The sequence below is a fragment of the Kutzneria viridogrisea DSM 43870 genome (assembly GCF_000525635.1).
In the GTDB taxonomy this organism is placed as follows: domain Bacteria; phylum Actinomycetota; class Actinomycetes; order Mycobacteriales; family Pseudonocardiaceae; genus Kutzneria; species Kutzneria viridogrisea.
Window position 1 is genome coordinate 889520 of the sequence record NZ_CP007155.1, and the last position, 17327, is coordinate 906846.

At 67.8% G+C, this 17327-nt stretch carries 15 protein-coding genes; 9 read left to right on the top strand and 6 right to left on the bottom strand.

Features of this window, described 5'->3' with window-relative positions; genetic code table 11:
• Positions 1 to 107: 107 nt before the first annotated feature.
• Genes mca through KALB_RS04305 form a run of 3 tightly spaced genes read left to right on the top strand, consistent with a single transcriptional unit; the run spans position 108 to position 1848 of the window.
• Entirely contained in the window at positions 108 to 989 is an 882-nt protein-coding gene (gene mca / locus KALB_RS04295) for a mycothiol conjugate amidase Mca (RefSeq protein WP_025354492.1), read from the top strand.
• Positions 990 to 1015: 26 nt separating this feature from the next.
• Entirely contained in the window at positions 1016 to 1240 is a 225-nt protein-coding gene (locus KALB_RS04300; protein ID WP_148309900.1) for a hypothetical protein, read from the top strand.
• Positions 1240 to 1848, top strand: coding sequence for a nucleotidyltransferase domain-containing protein (locus KALB_RS04305; protein WP_025354494.1), 609 nt, complete (start codon positions 1240 to 1242; stop codon positions 1846 to 1848). The genes KALB_RS04300 and KALB_RS04305 overlap by 1 nt, the downstream gene beginning before the upstream one ends.
• 713 nt (positions 1849 to 2561) lie before the next feature.
• On the opposite strand, the gene KALB_RS04310 is transcribed toward KALB_RS04305, so the two are convergent.
• From KALB_RS04310 to KALB_RS04320, 3 genes are read right to left on the bottom strand one after another with little or no spacing between them, the layout of a single operon-like run.
• A complete protein-coding gene (locus KALB_RS04310) occupies positions 2562 to 3251 on the bottom strand; it encodes a nucleotidyltransferase domain-containing protein (RefSeq protein WP_025354495.1) in 690 nt (229 codons plus the stop codon).
• Between the two features lie 3 nt (positions 3252 to 3254).
• Positions 3255 to 5753, bottom strand: a complete 2499-nt coding sequence (locus KALB_RS04315) for a polynucleotide kinase-phosphatase (protein WP_025354496.1) — start codon at positions 5751 to 5753, stop codon at positions 3255 to 3257.
• On the bottom strand, positions 5750 to 7072 hold the full coding sequence (locus tag KALB_RS04320; protein ID WP_025354497.1) for a 3' terminal RNA ribose 2'-O-methyltransferase Hen1: 1323 nt from the start codon (positions 7070 to 7072) through the stop codon (positions 5750 to 5752). The genes KALB_RS04315 and KALB_RS04320 overlap by 4 nt, the downstream gene beginning before the upstream one ends.
• Before the next feature lie 66 nt (positions 7073 to 7138).
• Between KALB_RS04320 and KALB_RS04325 the strand changes: the two genes are divergently transcribed.
• The gene (locus tag KALB_RS04325; protein ID WP_025354498.1) at positions 7139 to 9151 is read left to right on the top strand and encodes a thioredoxin domain-containing protein; all 2013 of its coding nucleotides are present in this window, start codon (positions 7139 to 7141) and stop codon (positions 9149 to 9151) included.
• Between the two features lie 108 nt (positions 9152 to 9259).
• Complete coding sequence (locus KALB_RS04330) at positions 9260 to 9853, top strand: ATP-binding transcription factor AbmR (protein ID WP_025354499.1); 594 nt, start codon at positions 9260 to 9262, stop codon at positions 9851 to 9853.
• 597 nt (positions 9854 to 10450) lie between these two features.
• Here the strand turns inward: KALB_RS04330 and KALB_RS46285 are convergent.
• Both KALB_RS46285 and KALB_RS45060 read right to left on the bottom strand, forming a co-directional pair.
• Positions 10451 to 11389: a hypothetical protein gene (locus KALB_RS46285; RefSeq protein WP_148309344.1), complete on the bottom strand. Its 939-nt coding sequence runs from the start codon at positions 11387 to 11389 to the stop codon at positions 10451 to 10453.
• Positions 11390 to 11391: 2 nt separating this feature from the next.
• Positions 11392 to 12675 (bottom strand): AAA family ATPase, encoded by a 1284-nt coding sequence (locus KALB_RS45060; RefSeq protein WP_158510707.1) that lies wholly within the window; start codon positions 12673 to 12675, stop codon positions 11392 to 11394.
• Here KALB_RS45060 and KALB_RS04335 point away from each other — a divergent pair, their 5' ends adjacent.
• The 4 genes from KALB_RS04335 to KALB_RS04345 all read left to right on the top strand — a co-directional run bounded on the left by KALB_RS04335 (position 12676) and on the right by KALB_RS04345 (position 16637).
• The gene (locus tag KALB_RS04335) at positions 12676 to 13314 is read left to right on the top strand and encodes an FtsK/SpoIIIE domain-containing protein (protein ID WP_025354500.1); all 639 of its coding nucleotides are present in this window, start codon (positions 12676 to 12678) and stop codon (positions 13312 to 13314) included.
• Positions 13315 to 13549: 235 nt separating this feature from the next.
• The gene (locus KALB_RS04340; RefSeq protein ID WP_025354501.1) at positions 13550 to 15085 is read left to right on the top strand and encodes a replication initiator; all 1536 of its coding nucleotides are present in this window, start codon (positions 13550 to 13552) and stop codon (positions 15083 to 15085) included.
• Positions 15086 to 15094: 9 nt separating this feature from the next.
• On the top strand, positions 15095 to 15280 hold the full coding sequence (locus KALB_RS45065; protein ID WP_081789186.1) for a helix-turn-helix domain-containing protein: 186 nt from the start codon (positions 15095 to 15097) through the stop codon (positions 15278 to 15280).
• A gap of 37 nt (positions 15281 to 15317) precedes the next feature.
• On the top strand, positions 15318 to 16637 hold the full coding sequence (locus KALB_RS04345) for a tyrosine-type recombinase/integrase (protein ID WP_025354502.1): 1320 nt from the start codon (positions 15318 to 15320) through the stop codon (positions 16635 to 16637).
• Here the strand turns inward: KALB_RS04345 and trhA are convergent.
• Positions 16604 to 17230 carry a PAQR family membrane homeostasis protein TrhA gene (gene trhA / locus KALB_RS04350; protein ID WP_042221650.1) on the bottom strand — a complete coding sequence of 209 codons (627 nt, stop codon included), beginning with the start codon at positions 17228 to 17230 and terminating at the stop codon, positions 16604 to 16606. The genes KALB_RS04345 and trhA overlap by 34 nt on opposite strands.
• Positions 17231 to 17327 lie beyond the last annotated feature (97 nt).

The following is a 17327-nucleotide window of genomic DNA, read 5'->3' on the forward strand; positions in this document are numbered from 1 at the left end:
ACCCCTCGGGAACAATGGGGTGCGACGACAGGTTGATTATCTCCGGGCCCGGTGGGTGTGCCGGTCCGGGGGTAGGAAGAGCACGGGACGAGGGGACTTTCGCGACCATGGCCGAGAAGCTGCGCCTGATGGCAGTGCACGCGCACCCCGACGACGAGTCGAGCAAGGGTGCCGCGACGATGGCCCGCTACGTGGCCGAGGGCCACGAGGTGATGGTGGTCAGCTGCACCGGGGGCGAGCGCGGGGACGTGCTCAACCCCGCGCTGGACAGGCCGGAGGTGCTGGCGAACCTCAGTGAGCTGCGCAAGCAGGAGATGGCCAACGCCGCGGCCATCCTGGGCGTGAGCCACCGCTGGCTGGGCTTCGTGGACTCGGGCCTGCCCGAGGGCGACCCGCTGCCCCCGCTGCCCGAGGGCTGCTTCGCGCTGGTGCCGCTGGAGGAGTCCGCCGAGGCGCTGGTGCGGGTGATCCGCGAGTTCCGCCCGCACGTCATCACCACCTACGACGAGAACGGCGGTTACCCGCACCCGGACCACATCCGCTGCCACGAGGTGTCCGTGGCCGCCTTCGACGCGGCCGGTGACCCGGACCGCTTCCCCGGGCAGGGCGAGCCCTGGCAGCCGCTGAAGCTGTACTACTCGCACGGCTTCTCCCGGGCCAAGCTGATCGCCTTCCACGAGGCGATGCTGGCCAGGGGCCTGGAGTCGCCCTACGAGGAGTGGCTGAAGAACTGGAAGGACGACCGCCCCGACGTGATGGAGCGGGTCACCACCCAGGTCGAGTGCGCGGACTACTTCGACGTGGCCAAGGAGGCCCTGCGGGCGCACGCCACGCAGATCGATCCCGAGAGCCGCTGGTTCGCCGTACCCTTGGAGCTGCAGCGCGAGGTGTGGCCGACCGAGGAGTACGAGCTGGTGCGCTCCCTGGTGGACACCACGCTGCCTGAAGACGATCTGTTCGCCGGAGTACGAGAGAAGGTGCGCGTGTGACCGGACTGCCAGGGCTACCTGGCCCGGTGGTGGGTGTTCCCGTGGTCATCGCCGCAGGTCAGGGCAGTGACTCCGGGGGACAGGGGGAGGATTTCGGCAAGTCCACCCCGGTCGGGTTCGTGATCCTGCTGCTGTTCTTCGTGGCGGTGGCCTTCCTGGTCCGCTCGATGACCAAGCACCTCAAGCGGGTACCCGCGAGCTTCGACCAGCCCGAGCAGGACGCCGCACCGAAACCCACTGCCGAGGGCTAGTGGCCGACGAGGAGTTCACCAGGCTCTACGGGCCCTGGGAGGTGGTCGACCCCGTCGCTGCCGCGGCACTGTGCGAGGGCATGGACGCGCCCTGGTGGGTTGCCGGGGGCTGGGCCATCGAGGCGTACGCAGCCGTGCAACGTGAGCACGGCGACATCGACCTGGGCGTGTTCCGCCGCGACCTGCCCACGGTGCTGGAGCACTTCACCCGCACGCACCACGTGTGGGCGGCCGGGTCGGGTGCGCTCCAGCCGATCACCAAGCCGGAGGAGCTGCCCAGCTGGGCCACCCAGCTGTGGATCCGCGAGCACGCGGGCGGCCCCTGGCTGCTGGATCTGCTGCTGACCGAGGACCGCGAGGGGGACTGGGTGTGCCGCCGCGACCCCACGGTGGTGCTGCCGCTGGACGAGGCGACCTGGGTCTCCCGCGGGATCCGCTACCTGCGGCCCGAGTTCGTGCTGCTGTTCAAGGCCAAGCGCGCGCAGCCCCATGACGAGGCCGACCTGTCCGCCACCATGCCCTGGCTGGACGCCGCGGGGCGGCACCGCTGCGTGGACCTGATCGGCCGTGTGCACCCCGGTCACCCCTGGCTCGACATGCTCAGCTGACCCCGAGTCCCGCCCAGAGGCACGCGAGTCCCGCTCCGGTGCGGGCGAACCCCGTCCTGTCGCGTGCGAGTCCCGCTCCGGTGCAGGTGAGTCCCGTCCTGGCGAGCGCGAGTCCCGTTCTGCCGCGTGTGAGTCCCGCTGTGGCATAGGTGGGGCCCGTTCTGGCGCGCGAGTTCCGTTCTGTCGCGTGCGAGTCCCGCTCAGAGGCGTGCGAGTTCCGCCGTGTCGCGTGCGAGTTCCGCCCTGGCGTAGGCGGGGCCCGCCCAGGTGCGCGAGTCCCGTCCTGGCGAGCGCGAACCTCGGCCAGGTGCAGGTGAGTCCCGTTCTGCCGCAGGCGAGTTCCGCCCAGATGCAGGCGAGTCTCGTCCTGGTGTGCGTGAGTCCCGCTCCGGTGCAGGCGAGTCCCGTCCTAGCGTGCGCGAGTTCCGCCCAGGTGCGGGCGAACCCCGTCCTGGCGAGCGCGGGTCCCGTCGTGTCGTGCGCGAGTCCCGCCGGGGCGCAGGTGAGTCCCGCCCAGGTACTGGCCAGTTCCGTTCTGCCGCAGGCGAGTCCCGCTCCGTGCAGGCGAGTCCCGCCCAGGTGTAAGCGAGTCCCGTCCTAGCGAGCGCGAGTCCCACCCAGGTGCAGGCGAACCCCGCCCAGGTGCAGGCGAGTCCCGCCGTGAGCCTGGCCGGGTCCCGTCAAGTGCCGCCGTGTTCACCTGGTGCGTGGGCTCACAACTCGCCCAGTGCGGAGCGGCGGCGCACGGAGATCAGCCAGCGCTCCACGGCCCCGGCGTCAGGGACGACGGGCAGCGGGGAGCGCAGGACGGCGCTGGCGGTGCGGTCGCGCAGGTCCTCGACCCAGCTCAGCACGTCCTTCCACGGCACATCACCCTCCTTGACCGCCAGCAACTGCTCCCGGTGCGCGCCGACCGCGAGCACGAGTTCGCCGGTGCTCAGCAGTCGCTCGCACATCGTCAGCATGCGCAGCACGTGCATGACCTGCTTCCAGCGCGGTGTGCCGCCACTGGCCATCGCGGCCGAGGCCCTGGCGAACTGCTGTGCGGTGGCCCGCCGGAAGCTGTCGGCCGCCCGCTGGGACAGCAGCGCGGGCAGCAGGGCGCGCAGTTCCTTGCCCAGCGGGGTGCTCACCTGCACCAGGGGCGAGGCGAGCACCTCCAGCACGGTGGGGTTCGCCTTGATCGCCAGCGCGCAAAAGTGCTCGACCTCCCAGTTGAGGCGTTCGACCCCAGGGCCGTCCACACTGGACGGTGGTTTGTCGAAGCCCCAGAAAAGTTCGGTCGGCGGCACGTACACGCCTCGAATGTCCACATCGGACTCCTCGGTGTGCAGGCCGTACGCGCGCGAGCCGACGACAACCGAGAGCACGGTGTGCTCGCTCACCAACTCGTGTTCCTGCACTTGTCACAACCTCGGGTCGACGGGCTCGGACTCCAGTGCCAGCACGGCGAAGACGCACTCGTGCACGCGCCACAGCGGCTCACCCGAGGTGAGTCGCCGCAGACCCTCGATGCCGAGCATGTACTCGCGCAGCGCGAGTGAACGCTTCGTGCCGAGATTGCGCTTGCGCAGTCGGTCCAGGTTCGCCGGTTCGGTGTAGTCGGGGCCGTAGATGATGCGCAGGTACTCGCGGCCCCGCACCTTCACCCCTGGCTGCACCACGCCGCGCTTGCCGCGCACGAGGTTGGCCATCGGCTTGACGACCATGCCCTCGCCGCCGTCCTCGGTCAGCTCCGACCACCAGCGCACGCCGGCGGCCACCGAGTCCGGGTTCCCGGTGTCGACGAGCAGGTTGTCCGTGGTGGCAACGAACTCCGGGTCCGCGGTGGACAGTCGGTTGAGCAGGTCGAGGTGCCAGGAGTGCGGCCGGTCGTGGTAGGTGCGGCCCTCGCTGGCGAGCACCTGGAACGGCGCCACGCGCATGCCGCGCAGGCCATCGGTCGGCCAGCAGTAGCGCCGGTACGCCGCTCGGAACGCGTCCGCGTTGTTGGCTCTGGACTCGTTGCGCTGCAAGAGATCCGTGACATCGACTCCGCGATCAGCCGCTGCACGCAACATGTCGAGAGCTGCGGGCAACGCCGCACTGGCGGCTGCGCCAACCGCCGCGTACTGCTCGCGGATGAGCGGCTCCGCCTTGGCGCTCCACGGCAGCAGTTCGGCGTCCAGCAGCAGCCAGTCGGTGGCCAGCTCCGACCAGAGCCCGGCCGCCGAGATGGCCGCCTGCAACCGCGCCAGCACCTGATCGGTCAACCGCTGGTCGAAGAACGCCCGCCCGGTCCGGGTGTGCACGGCCCCGCCGTCGCGGCGCACGAGCAGCACCGCCCGCGAGCCCATGTGCTTCTCCTCGCAGATCACCTCGCGCACGCCCGCCGCCAGGTAGCCCGCGAACGCCTCCTCCGGGTGCTCCAGCACATCGGCACGCTGCGAGGTGGCGGTCGGCGCCATGGTCGGCGGCAGGTACAGCAGCGAACCGGGCTCGATCGCGAACCGGCTCATCACCTCCAGCGCCGCCGCCGCGTTCTCCGCGCGCACGGTGATCCGCCCGTGCTCGGCCGTCTCCACGACCCGTTTGCCGAGCACGTCGGTCAGGTTCAGCTCGTCATCGGGCCGCACCGGGTTCACCGGCTGGAGCGGTCGCACCGGCTCGTACCAGACCTGTTGTGCCGCAACGGAGACCAGTTCGCGTTCCGGGTAACGCAGTGCGGTCAGCCGCCCACCGAACACGCAGCCGGTGTCCAGGCAGATCGTGTTGTTGACCCACTCGGCGTCCAGCACCGGCGTGTGCCCGTACACGACGGCAGCCGCGCCGCGGTAGTCATTGGCCCATGGGTAGCGCACCGGCAGCCCGTACTCGTCGGTCTCGCCGGTGGACTCCCCGTACAGCGCGAAGCTGCGCACACGGCCGGACGCCCGGCCCTGGAACCGCTCGGGCAGCCCGGCGTGCGCCACCACCAGCTTGCCGCCGTCCAGCACGTAGTGCGACACCAGGTCGTAGCAGAACTGCTCGGCCAGCTTGCGGAACTCCGCCGACTCCGCGGACAACTGCGCCAGCGACTCGGCCAGGCCGTGCGCCACGGTGACCTTCTTGCCACGCAGTGCCCGCACCAGTTTCTGCTCGTGGTTGCCGCACACGCACATCGCCGTGCCCGCCGCGACCATGCCCATCACCAGCCGCAGCACACCAGGCGTGTCCGGGCCGCGGTCGACCAGGTCACCGACGAACAGCGCGCGGCGTCCCCGCGGGTGCGCCGCGCCCACCGGCCTGCCCTCGGCGTCCCGCTCGACCAGGTAGCCCAGCTCTGCCAGCAACTGCTCCAACTCGGCCCGGCAGCCGTGCACGTCACCGATGACGTCGAACGGGCCGGTGTCCGCACGCCTGTCGTTGAGCAGCGGCTCCCGCACGAGCACCGTCTCGGCCACCTCCTCCGGCGAGCGCAGCACGTGCACCCGGCGGAACCCCTCCTTCTCCAAGTGGCGCAAGGACTTGTGCAGATCGGCGCGTTGCCTGCGCAGCACGTGCGCGCCGAAGTCGCGGTCCGGCCGCTCCGCGTTGCGCCGCAGGCACAGGCCCTCGGGCATGTCCAGCACGATCGCCACCGGCAGCACGTCGTGCTCGCGCGCGAGGGCGACAAGTTGCGCGCGGCCCTCGCGCTGCACGTTCGTCGCGTCGACCACGGTCAGCCGTCCGGCGGCCAGCCGCTTGCCCGCGATGTAGTGCAGCACGTCGAAGGCGTCCTTGGTGGCCGACTGGTCGTTGGGGTCATCGCTGACCAGGCCGCGGCAGTGGTCGCTGGAGATCACCTCGGTGGCGCGGAAGTGCCTGGCCGCGAAGGTGGACTTGCCCGATCCGGAGACGCCGACGAGCGCGACCAGCGCCAGTTGCGGGATGCCGAGCCGACTCATCGCCCCTCCTGCCTGGTGAAGACCGCCAGCTGTGTCGGCGGTCCGAGCACCGGGTCCGGCTCGCCAACCGGCAGGTAACTGACGGCGTACCCGTACTGTGCCGCAACGGAATCCGCCCAGTGCGCGAACTGGGCGCGGGTCCACTCGAACCGGTGGTCGGCGTGCCGGAATCGGCCCGTGACAAGGGTTTCGTAGCGCGCGTTGTACTCCTGGTTCGGCGTGGTCACCACCACCGTCGCGGGACGGGCCGAACCGAACACCGACCGCTCCAACGCGGGCAACCGCTCCTCGTCGACGTGCTCGATCACCTCCATCAGCACAGCCGCGTCGTATCCGGTGAGACTCGAGTCTCGATATGTCAGTGCCGACTGCCTCAGCTCGACCTGCTCCGGCAGGCGCTCACGCGCCAGTTGCAACGCCCGCACTGACACGTCCACGCCCAGCAGCTCGGTGAACTGCTTGTCCCGCACCAGATCGCGCAGCAGCGCGCCTGATCCGCAGCCCAGGTCGACCACCCGTTTCGCGCCCGTCCCGCGCAGCACCTCCAGCGCCGCCTGCCTGCGCGACCGCGCCAGCGGCACGGGCTTGGCCGGGTCCTCCTCCGGGGTGTCCCACTCCTGGGCCGCCACCTCGTCGGACTCGGCCAGCCGGGCCAGCGCCGTGCGCACGAACCCGCTCTGGTGAGCCAGATAGCGCCGACTGATCAGTTCGCGCTCCGGGTGCGCCGCAAGCCACCCCGCGCCGGCCCGGAGCAACTTGTCGACCTCGGTGTGATCCACCCAGTAGTGCTTGGACCCGTCCAGCACCGGCAGCAGCACGTACAGGTGGCTGAGCGCGTCGGCGACCCGCAACTCACCGGTCAAGCACAGGTCCACGTACGGGGAGTCGCCCCACTGCTCGAACTCGGTGTCCAGCGGCAGCGGGGTCGCCGCCACCTGCCAGCCCAGCGGCTCGAACAGGCGGTGCACCAGCTGCGCACCGCCCACCGCAGGGATGTGCACGCGCAGCGGGATCGCCGTCTCCGCCAACTCCGGCCGCTGCTCACATCGCCCGTTCATGGCGGTCCGGAACACCGATCCCAGCGCGACCGCGAGCAGCGAGCTCGCCGCGTACGGGCGGTCGCTGACCCGCTCGCCGAGCGCGATCGGATCCACCTCGAGCAGCAGCGCGACCGTGCACTCCTGCTCGTCGGCGCGCGGGTAGAACACGTGCGCGGTGCCCGCCGAGACCTCGAACGCCTGCGCCCGCTGCGGGTGCTTGTGCAGCAGGAAGCCCAGGTCCGTCGCGGGCCTGGCGGTGGTGGTCAAGGTCATCAGCACGGCGGTCAGTGTTCCCGATCGGCCCGCGCCCGCGCAGCCCAGTTCCCCGGGTGGCAGGCTGGACGCATGGCGAACCGGCTTGCCCAGTCGAGCAGTCCCTATCTCCTCCAGCACGCCGACAACCCGGTGGACTGGTGGCCCTGGTGCGCGGAGGCGTTCGAGGAGGCCCGCCGCCGGGACGTGCCGGTGCTGCTCTCGGTGGGCTACGCGGCCTGCCACTGGTGCCACGTGATGGCGCATGAGTCCTTCGAGGACGAGGCCACCGCCGAGCTGGTGAACCGCGACTTCGTCGCCATCAAGGTCGACCGCGAGGAACGGCCCGACGTGGACGCGGTGTACATGGAGGCCACGCAGGCGATGACCGGCCAGGGCGGCTGGCCGATGACCTGCTTCCTCACGCCCGAGGGTGAGCCGTTCCACTGCGGCACCTACTTCCCGCCGACCCCGCGCCCCGGCGTGCCCTCGTTCCGGCAGCTGCTCACCGCCGTGGTCGACGCGTGGACCACCCGGCGTGCGGAGGTGCGGACCGCGGCCGGGCAGATCGTCGCCCAGCTGACCGAGAACGCCAAGCCGCTGCCCGAGTCCACTGTGGACGCTGACGTGCTCGACGGCGCCGTGGTGTCGCTGCTCGGCGGGTACGACCGGACCAACGGCGGCTTCGGCGGGCAGCCCAAGTTCCCGCCCTCGATGGTGCTGGAGTTCCTGCTGCGCCACCACGAGCGGACCGGTTCGGTGCAGTCGCTGTCACTGGTGGAGGGCACCGCGGCGGCCATGGCCCGCGGTGGCATGTACGACCAGCTCGGCGGCGGCTTCGCCCGGTACAGCGTGGACGCGGGCTGGGTGGTGCCGCACTTCGAGAAGATGCTGTACGACAACGCCTTGCTGCTGCGGGCCTACGCACACCTGGCCCGCCGTACCGGATCCGCGCTGGCCCGCCGCGTCGCCGTGGAGACCGCTGGCTTCCTGCTCGGCGAGCTGCGCACCCCGCAGGGCGGGTTCGCCGCCGCGCTGGACGCCGACACCGAGGGCGTCGAGGGGCTCACCTACGTGTGGACCCCCGCCCAGCTCACCGAGGCGCTCGGCCCCGTGGACGGTCCCTGGGCCGCCGAGGTCTTCGGCGTCACCGAGCAGGGGACCTTCGAGGAGGGCGCGTCCACCCTGCAACTGCGAGCCGATCCCGAGGACGGTCAGCGCCTGGCCGAGGTCCGCCAGCGCCTGCTGGCGGTCCGCCGCGAGCGGCCGCAGCCCCCGCTGGACGACAAGGTCGTCACCGCCTGGAACGGGTTGGCCATCGGCGCGCTCGCCGAGGCCGGTGCCGCGCTGGGCCGCCCCGAGTGGGTCGCGGGCGCCCGGGCCGCCGCCGAGTTGATCACCGACCTGCACCTGGTCGACGGCCGCCTGCGCCGCACCTCGCGCGCCGGAACCGTCGGCACCGCAGTGGGGGTGCTGGAGGACTACGGCTGCCTGGCCGAGGGGCTGCTCGCACTGCACCAGGCCACGGCCGAGCAGCGCTGGCTCGACCTGGCCTGCTCCCTGCTGGACACGGCGCTGGCCCGGTTCGCCGACCCCGTCGAGCCGGGGGTCTGGCACGACACCGCCGACGACGCCGAGCGGCTCGTCCGCCGACCGTCCGAACCCAGCGACAACGCCAGCCCCTCGGGGGCCTCCTCGCTGGCCGGTGCCCTGCTCACCGCGTCCGCCCTGGCTGGCGCCGAGCGAGCCGGTGCCTTCCGCGAGGCCGCCGAGCGGACCGTGCACCGCGCCGGTGTGCTGGCCTCGCGGGCGCCGCGGTTCGCCGGCCACTGGCTCACCGTGGGTGAGGCGCTCGCCCAGGGGCCCGTGCAGGTGGCCGTGGTCACGCCGCCAGCGGACCCGCGAGGTGAGTCGCTGCTGGCACTCGCGCTGGCCAAGGCGCCCGGCGGTGCCGTGGTGCTCGCCGGTGCACCCGACGCCGCGCCGCTGCTCGCCGACCGGCCGTTGGTCGGGGGCGCACCCGCCGCCTACGTGTGCCGGGGCTACGTGTGCGAGCGGCCCGTCAGTTCCACCGACGAGTTGGCCGTGGCTCTCGAACGCCGTTAAGCGATTTCCTTAACACCGTTCGACTCCGCTGGGGGCGAACGGTCCTTGCCGTGCGTACTTGGTAGCGGTGTAATTGTGTAATCACCGTTGCAAGCAGGGGAGGGCGTCATGCACAGACGCTTCGCACGAGTCGCCCGCGACGCCCGCGGGTGGAGTGGTCGTGGTCGCGGTGGCTGGCAGCAGTCCGAGGTGCCGCCCGCCGGGGACGCCGCGGCCTGGTTCACCGGGCGGCTGCCCGACGGCTGGTTCACCGCGGCGCCTGAGGTCACCGTGGACCGTGACGAGATCACCGTGGTCGGCGAGCTGCCCGCCCTGGAGGGCGAGTTCGCCGACGAGGCCGCCCGCGCGGGTGCCGAGGCCGGACGGATCAGCCGGTTCCGGGAGCAGACCCGCGAGGAGCGCATCGAGATCGCCCGCCAGGCCGAGCACCGCTACGGCCGCAAGGTCGCCTGGGGCGCCAGCCTCGGCAGTACCACCGAGCTGTTCACCACCCTGTCCGTGCCGGTCATGACCCGGCTGCGCCAGTCCGAACGCCTCGTGCTCGACACGCTCGTCGACGCCGGGGTGGCCCGTTCCCGCTCCGAGGCGCTCGCCTGGGCGGTGCGACTGGTCGGCGAGCACGCCGAGTCCTGGCTCACCGAGCTCCGTGAGGCCATGGCCAAGGTCAACGACGTCCGCAACCAGGGGCCAGACCTGGGCTGAGGCACGCCGCCCGTGACGGCGTGCCGCACGCCGTCACGGGTACAGCGTGAACCAGATGGCGATGAACTGACGCCAGGATTGGCGCTACCTCGCCATTGGCGCCTAATTGTGCCTCTGACCTGCGGCGATGCTTCTCGGTAGTTCTCGCCTGTTTCCGTCCCTACCTGACATCTGACGGCCTGGAGACGGCCTGATCTTGCGCGGCCGGTGGTGCTTCACGGTGCCACCGGCCATTGCCGTGTTCGGGGTTCGATGCCCGGTGACGCGGAGCGTTGACGGGCGCCGATCGCCGTGCCCCAGGAACCTGCTGACGCCCCCGGCGATCGTCACGGTCTGGCGTTGGCTCGTGGGCGGGTGTTCTGCCTGCGGTCGCTGCGTGGAGTCTGCCGCGTGGTGGTGGCGGGCGGCCCGGTCGGCGGGCGTAGCGAAGCGGCAGCCCGCCGTGCCGGAGCCGATCCGCCGTGCCGCCCGCACTGGCCTGCTCCTTCGCGCGCCGCCGAGGCGGCGCGCCTTGATCCCATAGAGCCAAGTTCGGCAGCTTAGTAGGTGTACTTGGTCGCGGCCTGGCGGCCTGGCTGCACTCCATTGCAAATGTGCTTAGTTGACTAGTGCGGCTACTCGATTGACTAGATACGTATTCCATTTCCCGTTAAGCTTTGCGCAACTTCTGGCGGCCACGATTATCGACTCCTGGCTTGCGACCTTTTTGTGCCGGTGGGTATCAGCGTAGGCGTTCAGGCGGTGGAACAGGTACTTGGTTAGCCACTTTCCCTTGAGGCATTTTTTGCTATTCTCGGGGATGTGAAGCCTTTTAAGGATGGCAGCGACGTGCGATTCGTATTCCTTGATAGAAGATGCTTGTGGGGAGCATCGCTTGAGCAGTGCGCTGCGCATAGATGATAGCTTCGCTTCGTCGCACGCATCGAAGCTATTTTTCCCATTTATTTGCGAGATCGCTCCTGGCCCTATTCCCCATGTGAAATCAAGGTAAGAGCTAAGCCAGCATAGGGCTAGCCAGTTTTCCCAAAGCTTGAACAGCTCGTATCTGTAGTCGCCGAGTGAGCTTTCTACTGCTTTAGCTTGCGGTGCCGTAAGGCTCATGACAGAGCGTGCTATTTCGCCAATGGAACAGCTGTCGTAGACGTGAGCTTCGGAGTCTGGAAGCAGTGTGTATGTTATATGACGAGATCTGCGGACCTTGTTTAGGATCCTGTCGTGATCAGCATCCAGGCAGAACATTACTGCACGAGTTCGGCCATTGTCGTCAAATAAGAGACCGTTTGAGCGTCTTAATTCTTCGTAGAGTGTCAGGGCGCGTCCCTTGCCTCCAGCTTTAGGTGTTCCTTGGTTTTTGGTCGCATGTTCGACTTCCAGGACGGCAATCTGTACTCCTTGAAGTTTAGGATGGTTGCTAAGTATTTCATCGTAAAACCATGGGTCTGTTTCTTTCCCCTCTATGAAGACGAATACCACATCTGAGGATGCCATCTGTAGGCGTCGACGAAAGCTTGCCGGATCGCGGTTGAGTTTGGCCATGGTTAGAGTTCGAATACCTTGGAGTCGTCCAGTCGCGCCATTACCTCCGGGGAGTGTGTGGCAACAATTAGTTGGGCCTGGGGATTTACTAGCCGCATTGACTCGATTAGGCGTAGCTGCCAATCTGGATGCAAAGATATTTCTGGCTCGTCAACGATAACCGGGTTGTTTCCTGCCGCCAGACACTCAAGCAAAAGTCGCATTATTTGTTTTTCGCCGCTTGATAGGTACTCAAGTGCAATCGGAGTTGTGCCCGATCGCACCGAAAGTCGTCGTTGGTTGAACTCGACCGTTTTATTTCCGGTGAACAAGTCCTGGAGAAGCTCTTGGATCTTCCTGGTAGGTTCTTGAGCAGTTTCAGACTCGCGATGAATCTCAGTAATTTGAGCCACCACACGTTGAAGTACGGGGTCGTGACTGTAGTTGTCTAGCAGCTTTTCGAGAGTGTCCGGAGAAATTTTAAATCGACCTGACTGGAAAAATCCAGTCACCGCCTTAGCTACCCTCGTTGAGTCAAGTACCTGACCACCCAGATTTTGGAAGTCTTCGCGTTCGATGACGGCGCGAAGAATGTCAATAATTCCTCGCTCTTGAATTTCGCTGATTTTGACCAATTCGCGATGCGAGTACATTGACCAAATCCGTCGAATTGCTTCTGCGAACATCCGGTCGAACGCTGCCTCGTCTTGCATGTCGATGCGCTCAGGTCGCGATCCGGGGCCTGCTCTGAAGCGATCTTGTGGAAGTCGCGAGCTTGCGATCCGGGATGTCGGGAGATAGGTATGTGGAAACTCGGGAATGCCCCTACGAAGATGAGGGGTTGTCGTCCACTTGAGCTTCTCTACCTCTTCTCCGAGGAGGTCTGAGTTGAGCCTTTCTGCTACATCTGTAGCTAGTTCGTCATCGGAGATTCCTGCCACATTGGCTCCGGCTCCGAGGCTGTTGTACTTATGAAGTTTTCGCGTAAAGCTCTGGCCGTCCCTGTTGTCGAAAAATTCTAGTGTTGCCTTCTTGAATGGGACTCGCGCAAGCTCGACCGCCTGATTCCACAATGCAGAATGAATTATTTTCAAAAGGGATGTCTTGCCGCAGCCATTTGGTCCCCAGAAGACGTTCACGTCGGCATTTAGCTGCAGCTTCAAGAGGGTTTTTCGCCCCGCAAGATTTTCGATTTCGACTTTCGTTAGGTTAGCCACCGGATCGCCATTCGTATGCTTGAGTTTAGTTGAGAATTGTAGTGTACGGAGACGGGCAAGCCGTGGCGGCTGCGGCTGCTCGGGAACCACGTGCTCGCGGTGGAGGTGTCGGGTGCGGGCAAGGCATCGCTGCTGTGGTCGATCGTCTGGCAGCTCGCCCCGGCCATCCGAGCGGGCAAGGTCCGGCTAGTCGGGATCGACCCCAAGGGCGGCATGGAGCTGGGGCAGGCACCGGACCTGTTCCACCGCGTGGTCTTCGACAACGGCCCGGACGCCGTGGCGCTGCTGGAGGAACTGGCCAAGGACGTGAAGGCACGGGCGGGCCGTTACCGGGGCTGGCTGCGGAACTGGACCCCGGAAACGGGTGACCCGTTCACGCTGCTGGTGGTGGACGAGTTGGCGGATGTCATTGCCTACCAACAGGATCGGCAGCTTCGGGAGCGCGCGGCACGGGCGGTGCAGACGATCACCTCCCAGGGGCGTGCTCCGGGTGTGTGCGTGCTCGGGCTGCTCCAGGACCCGCGCAAGGAGGTCGTGGGCTTCCGGCACCTGTTCCCGACCAAGATCGCGATGCGCCTGGACGAGACGCGCAGGTCGACATGGTCCTCGGTGACGGTGTTCGGCAGCGCGGGGCGAACGCGCACGAGATCAGCGAGCACACCCCCGGCGTGGCCTGGGGCAAGGAGGACGGCAAGCGGGAACCGGTGCGGGCTCGGGCCTTCCACGTGACCGATCACAACCTGCCGGTGCTGGAGGCACACGTGACGGGGCGGCGGGCACGGGTCTACCCGTTCCCCGGCGCTGTTGGGGGTGGTGAGGCGGCGTGACACAGCACAGCAATCTGATTAGCAATGCTAAATATCTGCCGATGAATGCACCGATGCGTGCACCGATGCGTGTGGCAAGTGGTGTGGCGATCAGTGAGGGGATTAGGGGCACAAGCACCGGTACTCGCGCAGAGCGGATGCGCCAACCGATGGCCCTGGACGTGGCGAAGGCCGCCGCTGAGCAGCACGGGGTGTGCGTCCGGCCGTTCACGATGGAAGTGGAAGACCCGGACGCCTACGAGGTCCGGTACGTGCCGGTGCCGTGCGGGTCGACGGTGGAGTCGGTCTGCCTGCCCTGTGCGCGCAAGGCAAAGGCGTTGCGGCAGGCGCAGTGCCGGGAGGGCTGGCACCTGACCGAGGAGCCGGACTTCACCCCGGACCCACCGACGAAGGACCAGACCGAGCTGCTGACCTACCGCGCGGACTTGATGGCGGCCTACAAGGAGGTGCGGGAGACACCGGAGGGCGACGACGTCCGGGAGGAGATCCACAGCGTCGACGCAGAACTTCGGCAACTCGGGGTCCGGGGCCGTCTGCCCTCGCCGGACGCTCCGAGCAGGAGGACTCCGAAGCGGTCGACCAAGCGCCGCCAGGACGCGCCGAACCTGCCTCGGCGACGGGTGGAGAAGCGGACGCTCGGACGTGAGTTCGCGGGCCGGTTCCGACCGAGCATGTTCGTCACGCTGACCCTGGACACCTACGGCAAGGTTCGCGACGACGGCATCCCGGTGAACCCGGACACCTACGACTACCGGCGGGCGGCACGGGATGCGGTGCACTTCGCCAGCCTGGTGGACCGGTGGTGGCAGAACCTACGCCGCGTCGTGGGCTACGACGTGCAGTACTTCGCCAGCGTGGAACCACAGCGGCGGGCGGCACCGCACCTGCACACCGCGCTCCGCGGTTCCATCCCGCACGAGGTCATCCGCCAGGTCACGGAGGCCACCTACCACCAGGTCTGGTGGCCCCAGCACGACGAACGCGTCTACATCGACCGGTTGCCGGTGTGGGACAGCAGGGCTGAGGCGTTCGTGGACCCCGACACCCGGCAACCGCTTACCCCCTGGGCGGAGGCGGTAGAGCAGGCGGAGGAGCCCGCGCACGTGGTGACCTTCGGGCGGCAGGTGCACTCCAAGGGCATCCTCGGCGGCACGGAGGAGGCCGGGCGGCATATCGGTTACCTCACCAAGTACCTGACCAAGTCGGTCGGGGAGGTCGTGGAGCAGTCCACCGACCGGCAGCGACGGCACGCGGAACGGCTCCATGAGGAGCTACTGATCACGCCGTGCTCGCCGCGCTGCCCGGTCTGGCTGCTCTACGGCGTCCAGCCCCACGGTGCTCGGTCGAACACGGTGCCAGGGCACTGCAAGGGCCGCGCACACCGCAGGGCCACCCTAGGGCTGCCTGGGCGGCGGGTGCTGGTGTCACGGAAGTGGTCGGGCAAGACCCTGGCCGACCACAAGGCGGACCGGAAGCAGTTCGTCACCAACGCGCTCAAGGCCGTGGGGATCGAGAAGCCGGTCAAGGACACGAGTCGGCTGGTCTGGCACAAGGTGCGGCCTGGTGATCCGAACGTGCCCCCACGGGCTCACCTGCTGCTGCACGCGATAGCGGAGCGCACGCAGTGGAGAGCCGAGTACGACATGGCACTACTCGCCGGACAAGCGGCCTGAGGGGGCGACATGTCAGAGCTTGGCTCAATCGACCGACTGTGGACCGTGGACGACGTGTCCGCCTACCTCGGTGTGCCGGTGAAGACGCTCTACCAGTGGAAATGGCGTGGTGAAGGTCCGCCGGTCCGCAAGGTCGGCAAGTACCTCCGCTACGACCCGGCTGCTGTTCGTCGGTGGGCGACGGAAGCGGCCTAGCTGTTTCGGCAATTCGACGGACAGGAGAAGTCTGCCCATGGGGCACATCCAAGACCGCTGGTGGCGGCCGAAGAAGGACGAGACCGGCAAGCCGGTGCTCGATGCACGGGGGAGGGCGGCCAAGGAGAAGACAGACCTGTACGGCTCGGGTGACCGGTACAAGGTCCGCTACCTCGATCCGGAGGGCAGGGAGAAGAGCAAGACCTTTCCGGACAAGGCCAAGAAGGCAGCAGAGGACTTCCTCATCTCCGTGGAGTCGGACAAACGGGAGGGCCGCTATGTCGACCCCAAGGCTGGTGAGAAGAAGTTCTCGGCCTACGTGGAGACCTGGTACGGCGGTCAATCGCCCGACGCATCCACGCAGGAGAACCTGCGGAGCCAGGTCACCAGCCAGATGGTCCCGTTCTTCGGCAACCTGGCGATGAAGCGAATCGACATCCCGAAGGTCCGCGAGTGGCTGCTCTGGATGAACGAGCGCGGGCTGTCGCTGCGCTACCAGAAGCTGCTGTTCGACCGGTTGTCCTCGATCCTCAACGCGGCGGTCGAAGAGAAGATCATCCACAGCAACCCGTGCCGGGCTCGGAGCGTCCAGAGCCCTTCACCGCCAGAACGTCGGGTGACGCCTTGGCCTCTGAAGCGGATGCGGTCGGTGCACCTGGCGCTTCCGGCCCGCTGCGGGGTTGTGATCCCGCTCTCTGCGGGCGTTGGGCTGAGACAGGGGGAGATTTTCGGCCTGGCCGATACGGACCTGGACCGAGATGCTCAGGAGCTGGTTGTGGCCCGTCAGGTGCGCATCGTGGCGAACACGCTCGTGTTCGCGCCTCCGAAGAGCAAGAAGTCCCGAACCGTCCCGCTCGGCGCTGGCGTGCTCGATCAGCTGGACGACTACATTGAGCAGTTTTCACCTGTTGAGGTGACGTTGCCGTGGGAGAAGCCGGGCGGCAAGCCGGTCACGGCGCGGCTGATCCTGACAACCCCGGAGGGCGGGGCGTGCCGTCGTCAGAAGTTCAATATGGGCACTTGGCGACCGGCCTTCGCGCGGGCAGGCCTGGAGTACCGCAACCAGGAGGACGGGATGCACGCGCTGCGGCACCTGTACGCCTCGACGCAGCTGGAGAACGGCGTCTCGATCAAGGCGCTGTCGCTGAACCTGGGACACCATGACCCCGGCTTCACGCTCCGGGTCTACACCCACCTGATGCCCTCCAGCCACGAGAGGAGCCGGAGGGCGGCGGACGCGGTGTTCAAGCCGAAGCAGCGGCCGGACGACGACCCACGGCCTGGAGACGGCCTGGCAAGATCATCCGACCCTGAAACCGCAGGTCAAGCCAGTACCGTGAACCAGATGGCGATGTAGTGGCAGATCGCGGCGAGCACGGTGGCCGCGTGGAAGAACTCGTGGTAGCCGAACACCTTCGGCCAGGGGTTGGGCCACTTGGTGCCGTAGAACACGGCGCCCGCGGTGTAGAAGGCGCCGCCGACGAGCAGCAGCACGAGCGCGGCCACCCCGGCGTGGTCCAGCAGTTCGGGCAGCACGAACACGGCGACCCAGCCGAGCGCGATGTAGATCGGCACGCCGAGCCAGCGCGGGGCGTGCGGCCAGGCCATCTTGAGCGCGACCCCGGCCAGCGCGCCGCCCCACACCACGGCGAGCACCACGGTGCCGGTGCCCGGCTCCATGGCCAGCAGCGCGAACGGGGTGTAGGTGCCCGCGATGAACAGGAAGATCATCGAGTGGTCGAGCCGCTTCATCAGCGTCCTGGCCCGGGTGCTCAGCCAGGTGCGCCGGTGGTACAGGGCGCTCACCCCGAACAGCCCGAGCACGGTGGCCCCGTACACGGAGGTGGCCAGGGCGGCCTTGGCCGACACCGTCGCGCCGGCGACCGAGACCAGCACCGTCCCGCTGACCAGGGACACGAGGAACGACCAGAAGTGCAGCCAGCCACGCATCCTGGGCTTGATCGGCGGGGTCTGCGGCTCGTTGGCGGTCGCGACACTCACGTCCCCGAGGTTACGCGACCGTAGGTTGTGCGGTCACGCCACAGTG

Excerpts from the sequence above, each read along its gene's own strand:
- mca (WP_025354492.1), top strand. The coding sequence starts at position 108 with ATGGCCGAGAAGCTGCGCCTGATGGCAGTGCACGCGCACCCCGACGAC.
- KALB_RS04315 (WP_025354496.1), bottom strand. The coding sequence starts at position 5,753 with ATGAGTCGGCTCGGCATCCCGCAACTGGCGCTGGTCGCGCTCGTCGGC.
- KALB_RS04325 (WP_025354498.1), top strand. The coding sequence starts at position 7,139 with ATGGCGAACCGGCTTGCCCAGTCGAGCAGTCCCTATCTCCTCCAGCAC.
- KALB_RS04330 (WP_025354499.1), top strand. The coding sequence starts at position 9,260 with ATGCACAGACGCTTCGCACGAGTCGCCCGCGACGCCCGCGGGTGGAGT.
- KALB_RS46285 (WP_148309344.1), bottom strand. The coding sequence starts at position 11,389 with ATGGCCAAACTCAACCGCGATCCGGCAAGCTTTCGTCGACGCCTACAG.
- KALB_RS04340 (WP_025354501.1), top strand. The coding sequence starts at position 13,550 with ATGCGCCAACCGATGGCCCTGGACGTGGCGAAGGCCGCCGCTGAGCAG.
- KALB_RS45065 (WP_081789186.1), top strand. The coding sequence starts at position 15,095 with ATGTCAGAGCTTGGCTCAATCGACCGACTGTGGACCGTGGACGACGTG.
- KALB_RS04345 (WP_025354502.1), top strand. The coding sequence starts at position 15,318 with ATGGGGCACATCCAAGACCGCTGGTGGCGGCCGAAGAAGGACGAGACC.
- trhA (WP_042221650.1), bottom strand. The coding sequence starts at position 17,230 with ATGCGTGGCTGGCTGCACTTCTGGTCGTTCCTCGTGTCCCTGGTCAGC.